The 15,584-nt window shown below is 45.5% G+C and carries 15 protein-coding genes; 8 read left to right on the top strand and 7 right to left on the bottom strand.

Annotation, left to right across the window (positions count from 1 at the left end; translation table 11 throughout):
• Positions 1-4: 4 nt before the first annotated feature.
• The 4 genes from IEY13_RS22025 to IEY13_RS22010 all read right to left on the bottom strand — a co-directional run bounded on the left by IEY13_RS22025 (position 5) and on the right by IEY13_RS22010 (position 2,916).
• Entirely contained in the window at positions 5-904 is a 900-nt protein-coding gene (locus IEY13_RS22025) for an outer membrane beta-barrel protein (protein ID WP_188956286.1), read from the bottom strand.
• A 22-nt stretch (positions 905-926) separates the two neighbouring features.
• Entirely contained in the window at positions 927-2,078 is a 1,152-nt protein-coding gene (locus IEY13_RS22020) for a hypothetical protein (RefSeq protein ID WP_188956285.1), read from the bottom strand.
• Position 2,079: 1 nt separating this feature from the next.
• Positions 2,080-2,565: an RNA polymerase sigma factor gene (locus IEY13_RS22015; RefSeq protein ID WP_188956283.1), complete on the bottom strand. Its 486-nt coding sequence runs from the start codon at positions 2,563-2,565 to the stop codon at positions 2,080-2,082.
• 111 nt (positions 2,566-2,676) lie between these two features.
• A complete protein-coding gene (locus tag IEY13_RS22010) occupies positions 2,677-2,916 on the bottom strand; it encodes a hypothetical protein (RefSeq protein WP_188956281.1) in 240 nt (79 codons plus the stop codon).
• A gap of 183 nt (positions 2,917-3,099) precedes the next feature.
• On the opposite strand from IEY13_RS22010, the gene kbl reads away from it, so the two are divergent.
• The 4 genes from kbl (at position 3,100) to IEY13_RS21990 (ending at position 7,185) form a co-directional block, all read left to right on the top strand.
• The gene (gene kbl / locus IEY13_RS22005; RefSeq protein ID WP_188956279.1) at positions 3,100-4,287 is read left to right on the top strand and encodes a glycine C-acetyltransferase; all 1,188 of its coding nucleotides are present in this window, start codon (positions 3,100-3,102) and stop codon (positions 4,285-4,287) included.
• Positions 4,288-4,672: 385 nt separating this feature from the next.
• Positions 4,673-5,521 (top strand): penicillin-binding transpeptidase domain-containing protein, encoded by an 849-nt coding sequence (locus IEY13_RS22000; protein WP_188956277.1) that lies wholly within the window; start codon positions 4,673-4,675, stop codon positions 5,519-5,521.
• 108 nt (positions 5,522-5,629) lie between these two features.
• Complete coding sequence (locus tag IEY13_RS21995; RefSeq protein ID WP_229687958.1) at positions 5,630-6,529, top strand: VWA domain-containing protein; 900 nt, start codon at positions 5,630-5,632, stop codon at positions 6,527-6,529.
• 2 nt (positions 6,530-6,531) lie between these two features.
• Positions 6,532-7,185 (top strand): tetratricopeptide repeat protein, encoded by a 654-nt coding sequence (locus IEY13_RS21990; RefSeq protein WP_188956273.1) that lies wholly within the window; start codon positions 6,532-6,534, stop codon positions 7,183-7,185.
• Here the strand turns inward: IEY13_RS21990 and IEY13_RS21985 are convergent, their stop codons facing one another.
• Entirely contained in the window at positions 7,186-7,470 is a 285-nt protein-coding gene (locus tag IEY13_RS21985) for a hypothetical protein (RefSeq protein WP_188956271.1), read from the bottom strand.
• Positions 7,471-7,765: 295 nt separating this feature from the next.
• Between IEY13_RS21985 and ispG the strand changes: the two genes are divergently transcribed.
• From ispG to IEY13_RS21970, 3 genes are read left to right on the top strand one after another with little or no spacing between them, the layout of a single operon-like run.
• Entirely contained in the window at positions 7,766-9,820 is a 2,055-nt protein-coding gene (ispG, locus tag IEY13_RS21980) for a (E)-4-hydroxy-3-methylbut-2-enyl-diphosphate synthase (protein WP_188956269.1), read from the top strand.
• A gap of 29 nt (positions 9,821-9,849) precedes the next feature.
• Positions 9,850-10,605 (top strand): hypothetical protein, encoded by a 756-nt coding sequence (locus tag IEY13_RS21975; RefSeq protein WP_188956267.1) that lies wholly within the window; start codon positions 9,850-9,852, stop codon positions 10,603-10,605.
• A complete protein-coding gene (locus IEY13_RS21970; protein ID WP_229687957.1) occupies positions 10,589-11,281 on the top strand; it encodes a DUF2306 domain-containing protein in 693 nt (230 codons plus the stop codon). The genes IEY13_RS21975 and IEY13_RS21970 overlap by 17 nt, the downstream gene beginning before the upstream one ends.
• Here IEY13_RS21970 and IEY13_RS21965 read toward each other — a convergent pair.
• On the bottom strand, positions 11,276-12,373 hold the full coding sequence (locus IEY13_RS21965; RefSeq protein ID WP_188956265.1) for a hypothetical protein: 1,098 nt from the start codon (positions 12,371-12,373) through the stop codon (positions 11,276-11,278). The two genes, IEY13_RS21970 and IEY13_RS21965, sit on opposite strands and share 6 nt — an antisense overlap.
• 59 nt (positions 12,374-12,432) lie before the next feature.
• Here IEY13_RS21965 and nadB point away from each other — a divergent pair, with 59 nt between their 5' ends.
• Positions 12,433-14,046 (top strand): L-aspartate oxidase, encoded by a 1,614-nt coding sequence (gene nadB / locus IEY13_RS21960; RefSeq protein WP_188956263.1) that lies wholly within the window; start codon positions 12,433-12,435, stop codon positions 14,044-14,046.
• Positions 14,047-14,122: 76 nt separating this feature from the next.
• Here nadB and IEY13_RS21955 read toward each other — a convergent pair whose 3' ends face one another.
• Positions 14,123-15,535: an MBL fold metallo-hydrolase gene (locus IEY13_RS21955; RefSeq protein ID WP_188956261.1), complete on the bottom strand. Its 1,413-nt coding sequence runs from the start codon at positions 15,533-15,535 to the stop codon at positions 14,123-14,125.
• Positions 15,536-15,584: the final 49 nt, after the last annotated feature.

Below are 15,584 nucleotides of genomic sequence, written 5' to 3'. Positions count from 1 at the left end.
AAAGTTAGAAACTGCTTAAGCGTAAGCCCACTACATATGGGTATTGTTTTAATCCTGTTTTGCTTTCTTTCATCAGGGTGTTCAGGCTGTATGATCCATATACACGTACAGGGCCTAATCCAACTTCACCCACAGCAGCCAGGCGCCAGGGTTCCATGTTCAGGTTGCCGCGTATTTTTTGCTTGCCGCGCTCATCACTGATCTGTTTGTTGCGGCTGGCTATCAGATAACCTGCGCTAACACCCGCACTCAGGTTAAAGCCTTTGCGTGAGTTAGGAAACGGATTAATATTCAGCATAAACGGAATGGTAAGATATCCTGCATACAGCTTGTTTTTAGAGAAGCTGATAGAATCGTTAAATACAAACGGTGCAGGCGAGTTTCTGAAGCTTACATTGGTTTCAAAGCGGTAGTTATACATCTCCAGTCCTAAACCATACTTCAGATTCAGTACATGCTTCACAATGTTTCTTTTCTGCATAAAGAACCAGATGTTAACGTTGGATGATTTACCGGTGTTGAGGTTGAAGCTGTTTTCAGTAACCGGGTTAGACGCCTGGCTGCCGTAAGGAATATTACGGATAAAGCCGCTGTTAGCCGTTTGGTTGGTAAAGGCAGGGCCGTTGTAATCAGTCTTGTCGCGCCAGTTGGCAAAGCCCAGGTCCAGTATCAGCCAGTTGGTAGTTACGTTGCTGTTGCGTGTTTTATAACGCTTTCTGAAGGTGATATTAAAGTTCCTGGAGTTGTTATCTTCTTTGGCAGAACTTTCTTTGTTCTTTTTTACGATAATAAAGCCGCCAACACGGATGGTGTCCGGCGCATTCGCCTGCGTGCTGTCAGTTTGAGCATAGGTGGATAATGCAGTAAGGGTAGCCACTGCTATCATCACAAATAACCTTTTCATGGTGGTTCGTTTTGATTGAGTATTAAAGATTTTCTTCTGTTACAGCTTTCGCTTTGGCCCCAAGCATGCGGCCTGCTTTTCTGAGAATGCCTTTTACTTTATTGCGGTTCAGTTCCAGCGAGCCTACGTACAGGCTCTGGTCGTCTTCGCTGGTATCCAGCTCTTTATAGGCGATTGTTTTATTGGGCTCATTTATAATGGTTAACCGTGCTGCTGTTGGCTTTGTAGTGGCAGCAGGTGGTATATCGGTTTTAACTGCTGCAATGTCTGCTGTAACAGTTACCTGTGTGGGCGGCTGGTAAGCAATAGCAGTTTCATTGCCTGCTTGTAATGTAGACAGGTCTGTACTAACCGGCCGTGCAGTATTGGCATTGGCGGGTATTGTAGCCGTATTGTTTTTTACGGCTGTATGGTTGTGTGCAGGCGCAGCAGCAATATAATTTTCTCCTGTAACAGGCACTGTTGTTTTATCCGTTGTGGCGGTATGGTTGTCCGCACCATTGGATGGTGTGGAAGGTTTGTTTGCCTGTTGCTGTGCTTTTGCCAGTTGCTCTGTGATTGTGGCGCTGCCTGTATGGGTTTGGTTACCGGGTACCTGGCCAGGACGGTTACTGCCTTGCGCCGGAGTATCTGCAACTACCGCTACCGGATTATGGCCGGGCGCATCATTGCGCATAAACCACCAGCCTGCAGTGGCTGTTACGCCCAGCAGTGCAGCAGCTATTGCCAGCCGGCTCCACGCCAGTGTAATTACCCTTCTCTCTTTCTCTTTCCGGTAAAGTATTTTCTTGTTGGCAAACACAACCGGTTCAGGCGTTAATACCGCCTGCTGCAATTGCGTCAACTGTGTCTGCTGCTCAGGATGCTGCTGTACAAATGCCTCTACTTTACGGCGGGCTTCTTCTGTAAGCTCATTATCTATGTATAGCAAAAACTGCGCTTCACAGTTCTCCTTTGTAAGGCCTTCCTTTTCCTGTTTAAACAGGCTGTTTTTGTGCTGGAAAGTAATATCAGGCTCCGGCAATAACACAGCTTCCTGTAGGGCAGTGAGCTCCCCCGCCAGATCAGGATGCTGTTCTACAAAGAGTTCCACCTCTATCCGCTGGTGCATGTTGAGCTCATTGTCAACATACATCAGAAAATACTCTTCATAATTATGGCGGTTAATCAACATGCTACATTACGTTTTCAGGACTTACCAAATAATTTTTCAGCGACACTCTGGCACGGTGCAGATATACTTTTACCTGACTTTCGTTCAGCCCGGTTATCTGCCCTATCTCTTCATAGCTATACCCCTCATAATCCTTCAGCATTACCAGGCTGCGTTGTGTTTCGTTCAGCCGGTTCAGGGCTGTCTGAAGGGTTTGTCTCATCTGGGGGGCAGGCTGCTCCTGCGTACGCCCGTCTGTAGAAAAATCCTCCTTTAACGATACGCGTTTGGTTTTGCGAAGATGATCAATCATCTGGTTGTAAGCAATAGTAAACAAATACGACTTGCTTTTTTCTGTTTCAACAGTATCGCGGTTGCGCCACATTTTTTCAAATGCGGTTTGTACAATGTCCCTCGCGTCTTCCTCGTGCCGGATATTTTTTATAATAAACCGGAACACGTTGTCGGCATATAGGTTTACACAATCATTATACTCTCTTTCTGTCATAAACAGTAAATGTGGTTCGCTTTAGTTTCCTGCTTTTCTGTATGTGTTACGGGCAACAAAAGAATAAGTTACAGCAAAGTCAAAAAAAAATCCCCCGAATTTCGGGGGAAGTTATTTTTTAGCGGAAACAATCAGCCGGGTGACTGATTCCCAGAAGATGTGTCCTACCGTTTCGGCCTTTTCCTCAGCCTGTGCGGGGGTACCCTGCTGCGTGCGTGTGGAATTATCATCCTTCACGTCTGTTGCCAGGTATCTTTTATGTAACACTTTGCTATAGTGGTATGAGCCTGCTAAGGCAGCGGCACATATGGCTACAACGAAGAGTGACTGAAGTAAATGTCTGGTTTGCATATCAAGTGTTTTCGGGTACAACGAAGGTAGATTGAAAATGTTACTCCGGGGGGAATTATTTTCCATTTTACCGACTTTTTGCAAAGCCTTAACGGGAAAGTGTGAAAAATCACGGGAAAAATGGTGGGAATTGACTATATACCTTTCCCCTACCTTTGCTGCGCTTTAAAATAACAGAACACTATGAACGAAAACTTAATAAACCGGTTACAACAGGAGCTGAAAGAAATTGATGCAGCAGGTCTGATGAAAAAAGAGCGCATTATTACCAGCGAACAAGGGGCTGAAATTGTAGTAAACGGTAAAACCGTACTTAATTTCTGTGCTAACAACTATCTGGGGCTTTCTTCCCATCCTAAAGTAATTGAAGCAGCGCACAAAGCCATCGACTCGCACGGTTACGGCATGAGCAGCGTACGGTTTATCTGTGGTACACAGGATATACACAAAGAACTGGAGCAGAAGATTGCACAGTTTCTGGGTACGGAAGATACCATTCTGTATGCAGCAGCCTTTGATGCCAATGGCGGTGTGTTTGAGCCCCTGTTTAACGAGCAGGACGCTATTATCAGTGATGAGCTGAACCACGCTTCTATTATAGATGGCGTTCGTTTGTGTAAAGCACAGCGCTACCGCTATAAGCACAACGATATGGCCGATCTGGAAGCCAAACTGCAGGAAACTGCCAGCCTGCGCAGCCGTATAATTGTTACCGATGGTTCTTTCAGCATGGATGGTACTATTGCCCAATTAGACAAAATCTGCGATCTGGCCGATAAGTACGATGCTATTGTAATGATTGACGAATGTCATTCCTCCGGTTTCCTGGGTAAAACCGGCCGTGGTACGCACGAGCACCGCGGTGTAATGGGCCGTATTGATATAATTACCGGTACCCTGGGTAAAGCATTGGGTGGCGCATCCGGTGGTTTTACCAGCGGGCGTAAAGAGGTTATTGAAATGCTGCGCCAGCGTTCACGCCCTTATCTGTTTTCCAACACTGTGGCCCCCAGCATTGTGGGCGCTTCTATTGCGGTATTGGATATGTTAACAGAAACCACCGAGCTGCGCGATAAACTGGAGTTTAATACCAAATACTTCCGGGAGAAAATGACTGCCGCCGGTTTTGACATTAAACCCGGAGAGCACCCGATTGTACCAATAATGCTGTACGACGCGGTAGTAGCCCAGAATTTTGCAGCTAAACTGCTGGAAGAAGGTATTTATGTAATCGGCTTCTTCTTCCCGGTGGTGGCAAAAGGGCAGGCGCGCATTCGCGTACAGCTGAGTGCCGGGCATGAGCAGCAGCACCTGGATAAGGCTATTTCGGCCTTTACCAGGGTAGGAAAAGAATTAGGCGTACTCAAATAGGGGATATCCTGATAGGGTAAACCACTTTAAAAGGCCACCTCAGCTAAAGAGGTGGCTTTTTATATGACTTTTCTGTGGAAGAAGCCATGCTAACCTGTGTATTTCCCTACCTGACAGACCTGTTTCCCTCATGGGCGGCCTTATCTATATCCTGTCTTTCGGACAGGATAACCCATAGTTACACCAGAGATAAGCCGGAGATAACCCAGTTGCCTATAGACTGGATTATCACTGGGTCATTACTGGGTTATCACTGGGTTATCCTCCCTTTTACCTTCTCTTGTCACAAGTGGATGACAGCAAAAGCTGCGGAGAGGGGTAGGGGATGAACTACTTTTGACTTTTGGCTTGCTTCAGGTTACTTTTGCGGCCATAATAGGATCGTATGAAGCAATTCGTTTGGCTGGCAGTGGCAGGAGTTCTGGCAATGGGCTATTCCTGTACCCCCAATAATGTTACCGTAGAGAACAGTTTTGAAAAGTATTTCGACAGTAACCATGTTACCGGCACTTTTGGCCTGTACGACAATGGTCAGGGGCAGTTTTTTGTATACAACCTGTCCAGATTTAAAGACTCTACCTACCTGCCTGCCTCAACTTTTAAAATAGTAAACGCATTAATAGGGCTGGAAAAAGGCGCTATCAGCAGCAGCAAAATGGTAATTCCCTGGGATAAGCAGGTGCATACCCTGGCTAATGGCGATACGTTGCACGAGTGGAACAAAGACCTGACTATGGAGGAAGCTTTTAAAGTATCAGCAGTGCCTTATTTCCGCGAGGTGGCCCGCCGCATTGGGGTAGATACCATGCAGCGCTGGCTGGATAGCCTGGGTTACGGCAGCCGCTACACAAAAGCTAAGATTACCGCTGCCAACCTGGATACCTTCTGGCTGGACAACTCGGTAAAAGTAACACCGGATGAAGAGTTAGGGCTGGTTAAGAAATTATACTTTGATCAGCTGCCTTTCCGTAAAAAAACCACACAGAACGTGGTAAAAGAGCTGATGGTGCGCGAAAGAAATGCCAATTACATACTTGCATACAAAAGCGGCTGGGGTATGGATGAAAAGGGTAAATCTATCGGCTGGCTGGTAGGCTGGATTGAAGAAAACAAACACCCTTATTTCTTTGCCCTGAATGTGGAGGGTACAAAAGATACGGATATGAAGGCGGTGCGTGAGCAGATCCTAAAAAGTATCCTGAAACAAATGGGCTTTTTCGAAGGTAAAAAGTAACTTCGTCTGCATATGATTTCATTTGAGCGTATCGAGTTCTTTCTGGGACTCGCAATCCTAATTCCCCTGGTAATCATATTTGTTGCGGTTCTTCGCTGGAAAAAGAAGGTGAAGGCCAAACTTGGTGATGCCAAACTGATCAATTTACTCACCCGTGAATATGGTCCCCGCCAGTATGTAGCCAAATTTGTGCTGCTGATGATTGCCCTTACCATGGGTATTCTGGCGCTGGTAAACTTCAGAACCCCGTTTTTTTCCAGTGATGAAAAGAAAGCCGGTATTGATGTAATGATAGCGCTGGACGTAAGTAAGAGCATGCTATGTGAAGATGCCAAGCCCAGCCGTTTGGAAAAAGCACGTCAGTTTACGCAAACGCTGCTGGACCAGATGACCAATAACCGGATAGGGCTGGTGCTGTTTGCCGGACAGGCTTACCTGCAAATGCCGCTTACCGATGATATTACTGCGGCTAAGCTGTTTGTATCTAACGCTACCCCTAACGCAGTGCCGGTTCAGGGTACTGTAATTGGCGATGCGTTGCAGCTATGCGACAAATCGCTGGATAACGGGTTTAAAAAATTCAAGGCGGTTGTGCTGATTTCTGATGGGGAAGACCACGACCCCAAAGCATCGGAAATGGTGCGCCAGCTGAAGGAAAATGGTATTACTGTTTTCACTATTGGCGTAGGTTCGCCGGAAGGTTCGCCTATTAAAGAACCAGGCTCTACAGAATACAAACTGGATGCAGCTGGTAAAATGATTCTTACCCGTTTGAACGAGAAAGAGTTAAAGAATATCGCCACCCAAACCGGTGGGGAGTATACACACCTGGATCACTCCACTTCTACCGCCAATGATGTAGCTAAAATGCTGGCGAGCATAGATAAAAGACCTATGTCTGATAAAGGCGGTGCCCGTCAGTACGCTTCTCTTTTTCCGTTTTTTATCATATTATTGGTACTGTTACTGATAGCTGAAATATTTATTCCTGAAGTTAAAAAGCGATAACGTTGAAACTGGCAATATCCATATTATTAGCATGTTCCACCCTGGCGGTGCAATCTGCGGTTGCACAGTCAACTGATGCAATTATCAAGAGTGGGAATGAAATGTACAAAGCCGGTAAGGTAAAAGAGGCAGAACTGTTATACCGCAGGGCATTGGCCAAAGACCCGGGTAATATTAAAGCCAAATACAACCTGGGCAACGCACTGGATAAAATGAAAAAATCTGGTGACGCGGCTGTGTTGTACGAAGAGGTGGCAAAAGCAAAGCTTCCTGCCGGTGATACCATGAATAATGCCCGTTTTCAGGCGGGTGTATTATATAATCAGGGGGTTGCATTGGCAAAAGACCATAAATTGCCGGAAGCTATTGGTGCTTTTAAGCAGTCGCTGCGTCTGGCGCCCAATGACAATAAAGCCCGTGAGAACCTGCAGAAAGCCCTGAACGAGCAGCGTGAGAACGAGCAGAACGAGCACAACAACAGGCCGCAGCAGCAAAATGAACCTCCGCCATCTCCCAAATCGCAGGAGCAGCAGAAGAACAAAATGAACGAGAAAGATGCGGAAGAGATGCTGGGTAAACTGCGCGACAGTGAAAAAGAACTGCAGAAGCAGTTACAGAAGAAACCTTCCAACAAACAGAACCAGAAAGACTGGTAATTAATTTTTGATAGTCACCTCCGGGTTGGTAATTACCTCTACCACCTTGTTGGTTTCCACAGAAGCTGCAGACTGGTCTACCACGGCCAAAGTTTGCAGCTTTCCTTTTTCCTCCTGGTCTATTGCTGTATATAATATATAGAATAAGTACTCGGTAGCAGTTTTCTGCACTGTTTCCAGGTTACTGGTAAGCACATTAATGTCCTTGTTTTCGCGTAACCATTCATTAACAACCTGTTGTAAGCGGTCGTACGCATCTGCGGCAAATATTTTCACTTTTTTCATAGGTAATAGGCTTCAAAGAGAATAAAGGCAAAATCAGGCCAGATACAGCTGGGGAAAGACATAAAAAAGCCCGGGTAGAAACCCAGGCAATATTTTCAACCCTAAACCCTTAAAAAACATGAATAAGAGTTCAATAACCTTGCCAGTTGATTAGGGACGTTTAAAAAAACTGACATTTCAAGCAAATTTTAATGTTTATAGTCGTTGATTGGCTTAAAATGGCAGTCTGGTGTCTATTTTGACTTTTCCATTTTTGCTTTTGACTTTCAAGTATTTTTGTCACAGAAACATATTTATGCAGTTGTATTGTAATTCATTGACCCAGTATAGCCGGTTAAAGACGAGAGAAGTGAAAGTAGGCGATTTGTTGCTGGGGAATCTCCACCCCGTTCGCGTACAAACTATGACTACTACAGATACTATGGATACCATAGGCACGGTAGAGCAAACCATACGTTGCATAGAAGCAGGGGCTGAACTGGTTAGAATTACTGCTCCGAGTAAAAAAGAGGCGGAAAATCTGCTGAATATTAAAAATGAGTTGAACAAAAGGGGATATTTTACCCCTATTGTGGCCGATATCCATTTTACCCCTAATGCTGCTGAAGTAGCTGCCCGTATTATAGAAAAAGTAAGGGTTAACCCGGGCAACTACGTGGATAAGAAAAAATTTGAACTGATTGATTATACCGACGCGGAGTATCTGGAGGAAATTGAACGTATCAGGGACCGTTTTACGCCCCTGGTGAAAATATGCAAGGAGTATGGCACTGCTATGCGTATTGGTACCAACCACGGTAGTCTTAGCGACCGTATAATGAGCCGTTATGGTGATTCGCCTATGGGGATGGTGGAAAGTGCTATGGAGTTTTTGCGTATTGCCCGTGATGAGCAGTATCATAATATAGTGCTTAGCATGAAGAGCAGTAATCCGCAGGTAATGGTACAGGCATACCGTTTACTGGTGCAGCAGATGCAAAACGAGTTTCAGGAGATTTATCCTTTGCACCTGGGAGTTACCGAAGCCGGCGATGGAGAAGATGGCCGTATTAAATCGGCCATTGGTATAGGTACCCTGCTGGAAGATGGCATTGGCGATACTATACGTGTAAGTTTAACCGAAGACCCGGAGTTTGAAATTCCGGTGTGTAAAGACCTGGTGAAAAGATACCATGCCCGTGAGAAAAAGCCCCTGCTGCACGGTGCTTTAAAATTTGGCAGTAGCGATAGCCATGCTGCGGATACTTTTGTTGATGACAAAGGTGCTTCTGCTTTACCTTATTCTCCTTTTGAATACCGCAGACGCGTTACCCGTGGCGTATCTAACATAGGGGGCAAACAGGTGCCGGTGGTTGTAGCTGATTTTATGCAGAAGCAAGCTATTACGCCGCAAGACCTGCAGGCAATAGGTTATACCTATGACGAGCCGAGCGACAAATGGAATATCAGCGATGGTGCTGCGGACTATATTTATACAGCTGGTAAAGCGTTGGATTTTGCTTTACCCGGTACGCTTAAGGTGATCTGCGACTGCAGCACCTGGCAGAAAGAGGGAATAGATACCAGCAAATACTTTCCATTATTCCAGGGGGTGGAGTATCTGGATACTGTTAACCAGTCGCCGGTACTCAACTTTATTGGTATTGACACGCATGCGATAGATAAGACTGTTGAAAAGCAGATATTTGAAAAAGCGGCCAATGACCCTACAGCGGTGTTCTGCTTTTTCAGCACCAGTAAATTTACGATGGCCGATGTACGGTGTGCAATTGTAGGACTGATGAAAAACGACATTCAAACCCCGGTAATCATCTGTTCTGAAAGTCATGGCGTTACAGCCGATGAGCAACTGATTGCTTTTTCCACTGATACCGGTGCGTTGTTGCTGGATGGTATGGGGGATGGTTTGTGGCTGATGAACGACCCTGCCAAAATGCAGAATGCACGTGTGAGTGGCCGTAACTATATAGCGGTTGATAATAACCACCGTTTTTTGAATTCCACTTCTTTTTCTATACTACAGGCCACCCGTACACGTATCTCTAAAACGGAATATATTTCCTGCCCGTCCTGCGGCCGTACGCTGTTTGATCTGCAGGAAACTACTGCTAAAATACGTGCGGTAACCAATCACCTGAAAGGCGTTAAGATTGCCATTATGGGTTGCATAGTAAACGGCCCTGGTGAAATGGCCGATGCTGATTTTGGGTATGTAGGCAGTGGGCCGGGTAAAATTACCCTGTATAAAAACAAAGATGTGGTAAAGCGGAATGTGGATAGTGAGGTAGCAGTAGATGAACTCATCAACCTGTTAAAAGAAAACGGCGCCTGGGTAGATGCAGCTCAGTAGCCGTAACTAAAATACTTAAACCCTTAACTATGAAATATCTGGCTGTATGCTTTCTGGCCATGGTGTCCGGCTTTGGTATGGCCTGTAAATCCAACAAGACTGCTTATAAAAACGTAATCAAACGCGATTCGCTGTTGCTGTATGAGTTGCCTGTAAATGCAGATTCGCTGACTACTTTTTACCGTGGCGATTTTAAAGGTGCTCCTATCTCTGTTGCCCTGGAGTACATTGCCGGTAAAAGAGTGTGCGGTTATAATATTCACAAAGGCCTGCGCCGTAATATGAGTGGTAGTATAATGTTAGAAGATGGCCGCCTGCATCTGGTAATGCGGGAGCCTGGCACTAATATGTACGACGGCGTTTTTGATATGTGGCTGGATACTACTACCCATCAACTGGAAGGGAAATGGAAGCCCCTGAATGGTAAGGAAATAAAGGCTGCTTCTTTTTCGCTGGCGAGACAGGAAGGTGGAAGCGAAGTTGCTTACTATGTAGATACCACAGGCACAGCGTTATTGCTGCGTGAAGACGGCGCCTGTGAATATACGTACATGGTAAATGACAGTACAGAGGCGGCGCAGCAGTTAATGGTAAAGGGTAGCTATAAATATTCTCCTGATCGTAAAACAGTAACCTGCTACTGGGAAACAAATGATGTATTTCCCTCCCGTACTTCTGTATTCACCATTACTGTAAAGCACGATGAAGAGAACGATTATGATATCACATTGCTTACAGGAGAAGGTAAAGTAATGACATTCGATTACGGTGAAGGATACGATTAGCCGCAGGCTTACACGCCTGGGCAAATGGCTTTGGATAGCAGGCCTGCTATTGGCGGTGTATCTGATGGCAGATTTATCTCTGCCTTATACAGCGTTGCGCAAAAATGTAGACTTTCTTATTACCAAACAGCGGGTATATCATATTACCTGGTGGCGTATTGGATTTTATGTGCATGTATTTACCAGTGTACTGGTATTGCTGGCCGGGTTTACACAGTTCAGTCGTTTCTTTTTACATCAGCGGCCTTTATGGCACCGGAGGGCAGGTTGGCTGTATATAGTGGCAGTATTAGTGCTGTCGGCCCCCTCAGGTTTTTTACTGGCATTGCGGGCCAATGGTGGTTTGCTTGCCCGCATCAGTTTTGTGTTACTAAGTGTTACCTGGTTTATAACTACTTTGCAGGCGCTGCTGCTGGTAAAAAAGCAGTTGTTTGAAAAACATGCCAACTGGATGCTGCGCAGCTACGCACTTACTTTATCTGCTATCGGGCTACGAACATATGCCTGGTTGTTTGATCTGCTGAATATCCACATGGCACCTCGTAATGTATACATTCTTATTGCATGGATAAGCTGGGTACCCAATTTACTGATAGCAGAATGGTTAATAAAAAAGGGCTTTAACAAAAAGTTGTTAAAGCCCTCCTATATTGTTCATCCGGAAACAGATCTATAGCTTTATAAACCGGCCGGTACTATCTATGGAATATTTATAAGTATTCAGCAAGTCGCGTTTTACAATTGGATTATTGGCATAGCCTTCTTTCTCTGTGTCCTTCTCATAAACGTTCTGGTACTCTTTTACCTCAAATTCATTGTTACTTGCAAAGCTACACTCTCTGAAAGCTGAGTCCAGAGTAAGTTGACCGGCAATTACTTTTTTATCAATCAATCTTCCTGTGGGGGTAAAGCTGGCCAATGTATAAGATACAGGAGAGGCGTCTTCTGCTTCAAATAACTGAGCGCCATAGATCACGGTTTTGTATACCTTATTATCGTTTACCCGGGTAAAGTAAAAGAAGTCTTTACCTACATCCCGGCTAAATTTATAATCCCTCATTTCAGGAATGAACTTTTCAAAGTCATAACTGATACTAACAGTTTCACCAATAGAAGCGAAGGTGCCGGAATCTATAGCAAATGGAAATGCAGCCTGGCCGAATTGTTTGCTATATCCTTCCCATAATACCACGTCTGCATCACCATTACCTGCCATGGCTTTAACATAAATGCTGTTCAGTTCTTCCTGGGAATGGTATTTCAACAGAAATTTATTGGTAAGCACCTTATCTCTGTGTACAAAGCCGTTCATAATAGCGTAAGTGAGAAAATCACTACTTCTGGAATCTTCAGACACAGAGGCGGCACATGCTTTTTGAAACAGCACATGGCTCCAGGGTTTATAATCCATCAACTCTGCCATGGAATAGGCTTTGAAGGCAAAGTCTGCATCGTTGTAAGCATTTTCGTTTGCCATCAGTGCATTGCCCAGTTCGTAATAGCCGCTGGCAGTAGGATAAAGTTCTAAACTCTGAATAAACAGTGGTACGCTGGCTTCCGCTTTCTTCTTGTTTTTCAAGAGATCAACTGCTTTCAGAAACAGTTTTTTGCTGCTATCCGCAAAGGCAGAGGGAGCTATTGCAAGATATTCTTTAACAGAATCTTTGTTGAAGATACCTGTATAGCTGAGAGGCTGTATTTCTTTGTGCCCGCTACAGCCAATACCGATAAGGGTGGCTGAAAACAGAACCAATAAGCTATGTTTCATACTTTAAGGTTGAGGTACAAAATAAGTAAAACTTGATTGTATAACAAGTAACTTGCGTTATGCAAACAGATTTTCTGGTAATCGGCTCGGGCATTGCGGGCCTTACCTATGCGCTGAAGATTTCAGAGCGTTATCCGGAGAAGAAGGTGGTGGTTATTACCAAAACACAGGCTGATGAAACCAATACCAAATATGCACAGGGTGGGGTAGCTGGTGTGTGGGATGAAGACAAAGACAGCTTTGACAAACATATTGAGGATACATTAATTGCCGGTGACGGCCTGTGCAATCTACAGGCAGTGGAAATAGTGGTGAAAGAGGGCCCGGAGCGTATCCGTGAAATAATAGAGTACGGAACCCGGTTTGATAAAGATGCGGCTGGCGATTATGAGCTGGGCCGGGAAGGCGGGCATAGCGAGCACCGCATTCTGCACCATAAAGATGTGACGGGTAAGGAAATTGAACGCGCCCTGCTGGAAAAGGCGACAAACACGCCCAATATAGAAGTGATTAATCATTGTTTTGTAGTAGATCTTATTACGCAGCACCATCTGGGCTACCTCGTAACCAAATCTACCCTGGATATTACCTGTTATGGCGTGTATGTGTTAAACCAGCGCAATCAGCAGATTGAAAAAATTGTAGCCAATACTACGCTGCTGGCTACCGGCGGCTGCGGACAGGCATACCGTACTACTACCAACCCGCGTATTGCCACGGGGGATGGTGTGGCCATGGTATACCGCGCCAAAGGGCGGATTGAGAACATGGAGTTTATTCAGTTCCATCCTACTGCCTTATACGAGCCGGGTGTATCTCCCTCTTTTCTGATAACAGAAGCGGTAAGAGGCGATGGCGGTATTTTACGCAACAAGGATGGCGAAGCCTTTATGGAGCGTTATGATGAACGTAAAGACCTGGCCCCACGTGATATAGTTGCCCGCGCTATAGACAGTGAAATGAAGCGTACGGGTACCGAGCATGTATACCTCGACTGCCGCCATATGGGGCAGGAGAAGTTTGTGCATCACTTCCCTAATATTTATGAAAAATGTTTATCGCTGGGTATTGATGTAATGCTGCATATGATACCAGTTGCACCCGCTGCACACTACAGCTGTGGCGGCATTAAAACTGACGAATGGGCACGTACCTCTATCCGCCACCTATATGCCTGCGGCGAATGTGCCAGTACCGGCCTGCATGGTGCCAACCGCTTAGCCAGTAACAGTTTGCTGGAAGCCATGGTATACGGACACCGTGCTTATCTGCATATAGTAGAACAGCTGGAGTATAATGGGGGCCTGCCGGATGTGAAACCGGAAGCAGATATTCCTGACTGGAATGCCAGCGGCACCACAGACCCGCGTGAGATGATCCTGATTACCCAAAGTCTGAAAGAGTTGCAGCAGGTAATGAGCGACTATGTGGGGATTGTTCGTAACGATGTGCGTTTGCAGCGTGCTATGAAAAGAATGGACCTGCTATACGAAGAAACAGAGCAGCTATACGAAACCACAAAAGTATCTCCACAGCTTTGTGAATTACGTAACCTGATTACCGTAGGCTACCTGATAGTAAAAGGTGCACAGTTTAGAAAAGAAAGCAGAGGGTTACATTACAACACCGATCATCCGGAGAAGAGTAGTCTGTTGCAGAATACAATATTGTAATAAGAATCTGTTGAAATAATAAAGCCCGCAGCTGTTTGATAGCTGCGGGCTTTTTACTGTTTAAGCGATATTATTATTAATTCAATGCTGCTGTATTCTTTTCTGTTGGAATTTTGGGTTCTTCTTTAATTGCCTTCCAGCCGCCGAGTACGTTGCGCAGGTTGTGAATGCCTTGTCTTTTCAGTAGGGAAGCTGCTATTATGCTTCTATAGCCACTGGCGCAATGAATGTACAGGTTGTCTTCATCCTGAATGGGGCTCATGCTGCCGGGGTCGGTAAGGTTAGATAAGGGCGTGTTTACCGCATCTTTTACATGGCCGTCAGCAAACTCGGCTTCTTTGCGTACATCCAGTACTATCAGGCGATCATCAAAGGGAAGATCCATGGCCAACTCATCGGCTTCTACGTTAATAACCATATCCAGGGGCTTGCCTGCTTTTTTCCAGGCTTCCATGCCGCCGTTGAGGTAGCCTTCAAACTTAGAGAAGCCTACCCGTGCCAGGCGTACTACCGTTTCTCTTTCTTTACCGGCAGGTGTTACCAGCAGCAGAGATTTATCGAATGGAAGCAGGTTGCCTGCCCATTCTGCAAAGCGGCCTTCCAGGCCAATGAAAATGGAGTCGGGTATAAAGCTTTCGGTAAACTCAGCACCGGGGCGGGTATCCAGTATCATCGTGTTGTCGCCGGCTGCTTTGCTGGCAAAGTCCTCAACAGACAAAGGTGTTAATGCCTGTTCCAGCATTTGTTCCAGTTGTTCGTAGCCTTCTTTGTTAATGCGGGCATTGATGGCAAAGTATTGCGGAGGAGGTGTTAAGCCTGTTGTTACGGCTTTGATAAACTCATCTTTATTGCCGGCCTGTAAAGCATAGTTGCCCTGCTTTTCATCACCTACCGTACTATAGGTGTCCGGACCCAGATTTTTACCGCAGCTGCTGCCGGGGCCATGTGCAGGATAAACAATTACATCATCTGCCAGGGGAACTATTTTTTGTTGCAGGCTATCATACAGCATACCGGCCAGCGTTTCGGTGGTAAGGTCTTCGCCATTCTGAGCCAGATCGGGTCTGCCTACATCTCCTACAAACAAAGTATCTCCTGTAAATACCGCATGGTCTTTTCCGGTTTCGTCTTTCAGCAAAAAGCAGGCGCTTTCGGGTGTGTGGCCGGGGGTATGTAATACCTGAATCTGTAGTTTACCTAAGGTAAATAGCTGACCATCCTGCGCCACCTGTATAGCAAAGTTTGCTTTGGCATTGGGGCCGTATATGATAGGAGCACCGGTGCTTTGTGAGAGGTCGATATGACCACTCACAAAGTCTGCGTGAAAGTGTGTTTCAAAGATATATTTAATGCTTGCGTTTCGTCTGGTTGCTAACTCCAGGTATGAACTGGTATCTCTCAGGGGATCAATAACAGCAGCCTCTCCTTCGCTCTCTATATAATAAGCTGCTTCGCTTAAGCAGCCGGTATATAATTGTTCAATGTACATAACTGATCTTTTCGCAAAGATACAACTTGCGTGTACAGTGCTATTCAGT

The organism is Filimonas zeae, from assembly GCF_014641615.1.
In the GTDB taxonomy this organism is placed as follows: Bacteria; Bacteroidota; Bacteroidia; order Chitinophagales; family Chitinophagaceae; genus Filimonas; species Filimonas zeae.
The sequence above is the reverse complement of the archived record's forward strand: the minus strand, read 5'-3'. Positions and strand labels throughout refer to the sequence as shown.

What these genes read in the sequence shown, in the direction of transcription:
- IEY13_RS22025 (WP_188956286.1), bottom strand. Translation starts at nt 904, where the DNA reads ATGAAAAGGTTATTTGTGATGATAGCAGTGGCTACCCTTACTGCATTA.
- IEY13_RS22020 (WP_188956285.1), bottom strand. Translation starts at nt 2,078, where the DNA reads ATGTTGATTAACCGCCATAATTATGAAGAGTATTTTCTGATGTATGTT.
- IEY13_RS22015 (WP_188956283.1), bottom strand. Translation starts at nt 2,565, where the DNA reads ATGACAGAAAGAGAGTATAATGATTGTGTAAACCTATATGCCGACAAC.
- IEY13_RS22010 (WP_188956281.1), bottom strand. Translation starts at nt 2,916, where the DNA reads ATGCAAACCAGACATTTACTTCAGTCACTCTTCGTTGTAGCCATATGT.
- kbl (WP_188956279.1), top strand. Translation starts at nt 3,100, where the DNA reads ATGAACGAAAACTTAATAAACCGGTTACAACAGGAGCTGAAAGAAATT.
- IEY13_RS22000 (WP_188956277.1), top strand. Translation starts at nt 4,673, where the DNA reads ATGAAGCAATTCGTTTGGCTGGCAGTGGCAGGAGTTCTGGCAATGGGC.
- IEY13_RS21985 (WP_188956271.1), bottom strand. Translation starts at nt 7,470, where the DNA reads ATGAAAAAAGTGAAAATATTTGCCGCAGATGCGTACGACCGCTTACAA.
- ispG (WP_188956269.1), top strand. Translation starts at nt 7,766, where the DNA reads ATGCAGTTGTATTGTAATTCATTGACCCAGTATAGCCGGTTAAAGACG.
- IEY13_RS21975 (WP_188956267.1), top strand. Translation starts at nt 9,850, where the DNA reads ATGAAATATCTGGCTGTATGCTTTCTGGCCATGGTGTCCGGCTTTGGT.
- IEY13_RS21965 (WP_188956265.1), bottom strand. Translation starts at nt 12,373, where the DNA reads ATGAAACATAGCTTATTGGTTCTGTTTTCAGCCACCCTTATCGGTATT.
- nadB (WP_188956263.1), top strand. Translation starts at nt 12,433, where the DNA reads ATGCAAACAGATTTTCTGGTAATCGGCTCGGGCATTGCGGGCCTTACC.
- IEY13_RS21955 (WP_188956261.1), bottom strand. Translation starts at nt 15,535, where the DNA reads ATGTACATTGAACAATTATATACCGGCTGCTTAAGCGAAGCAGCTTAT.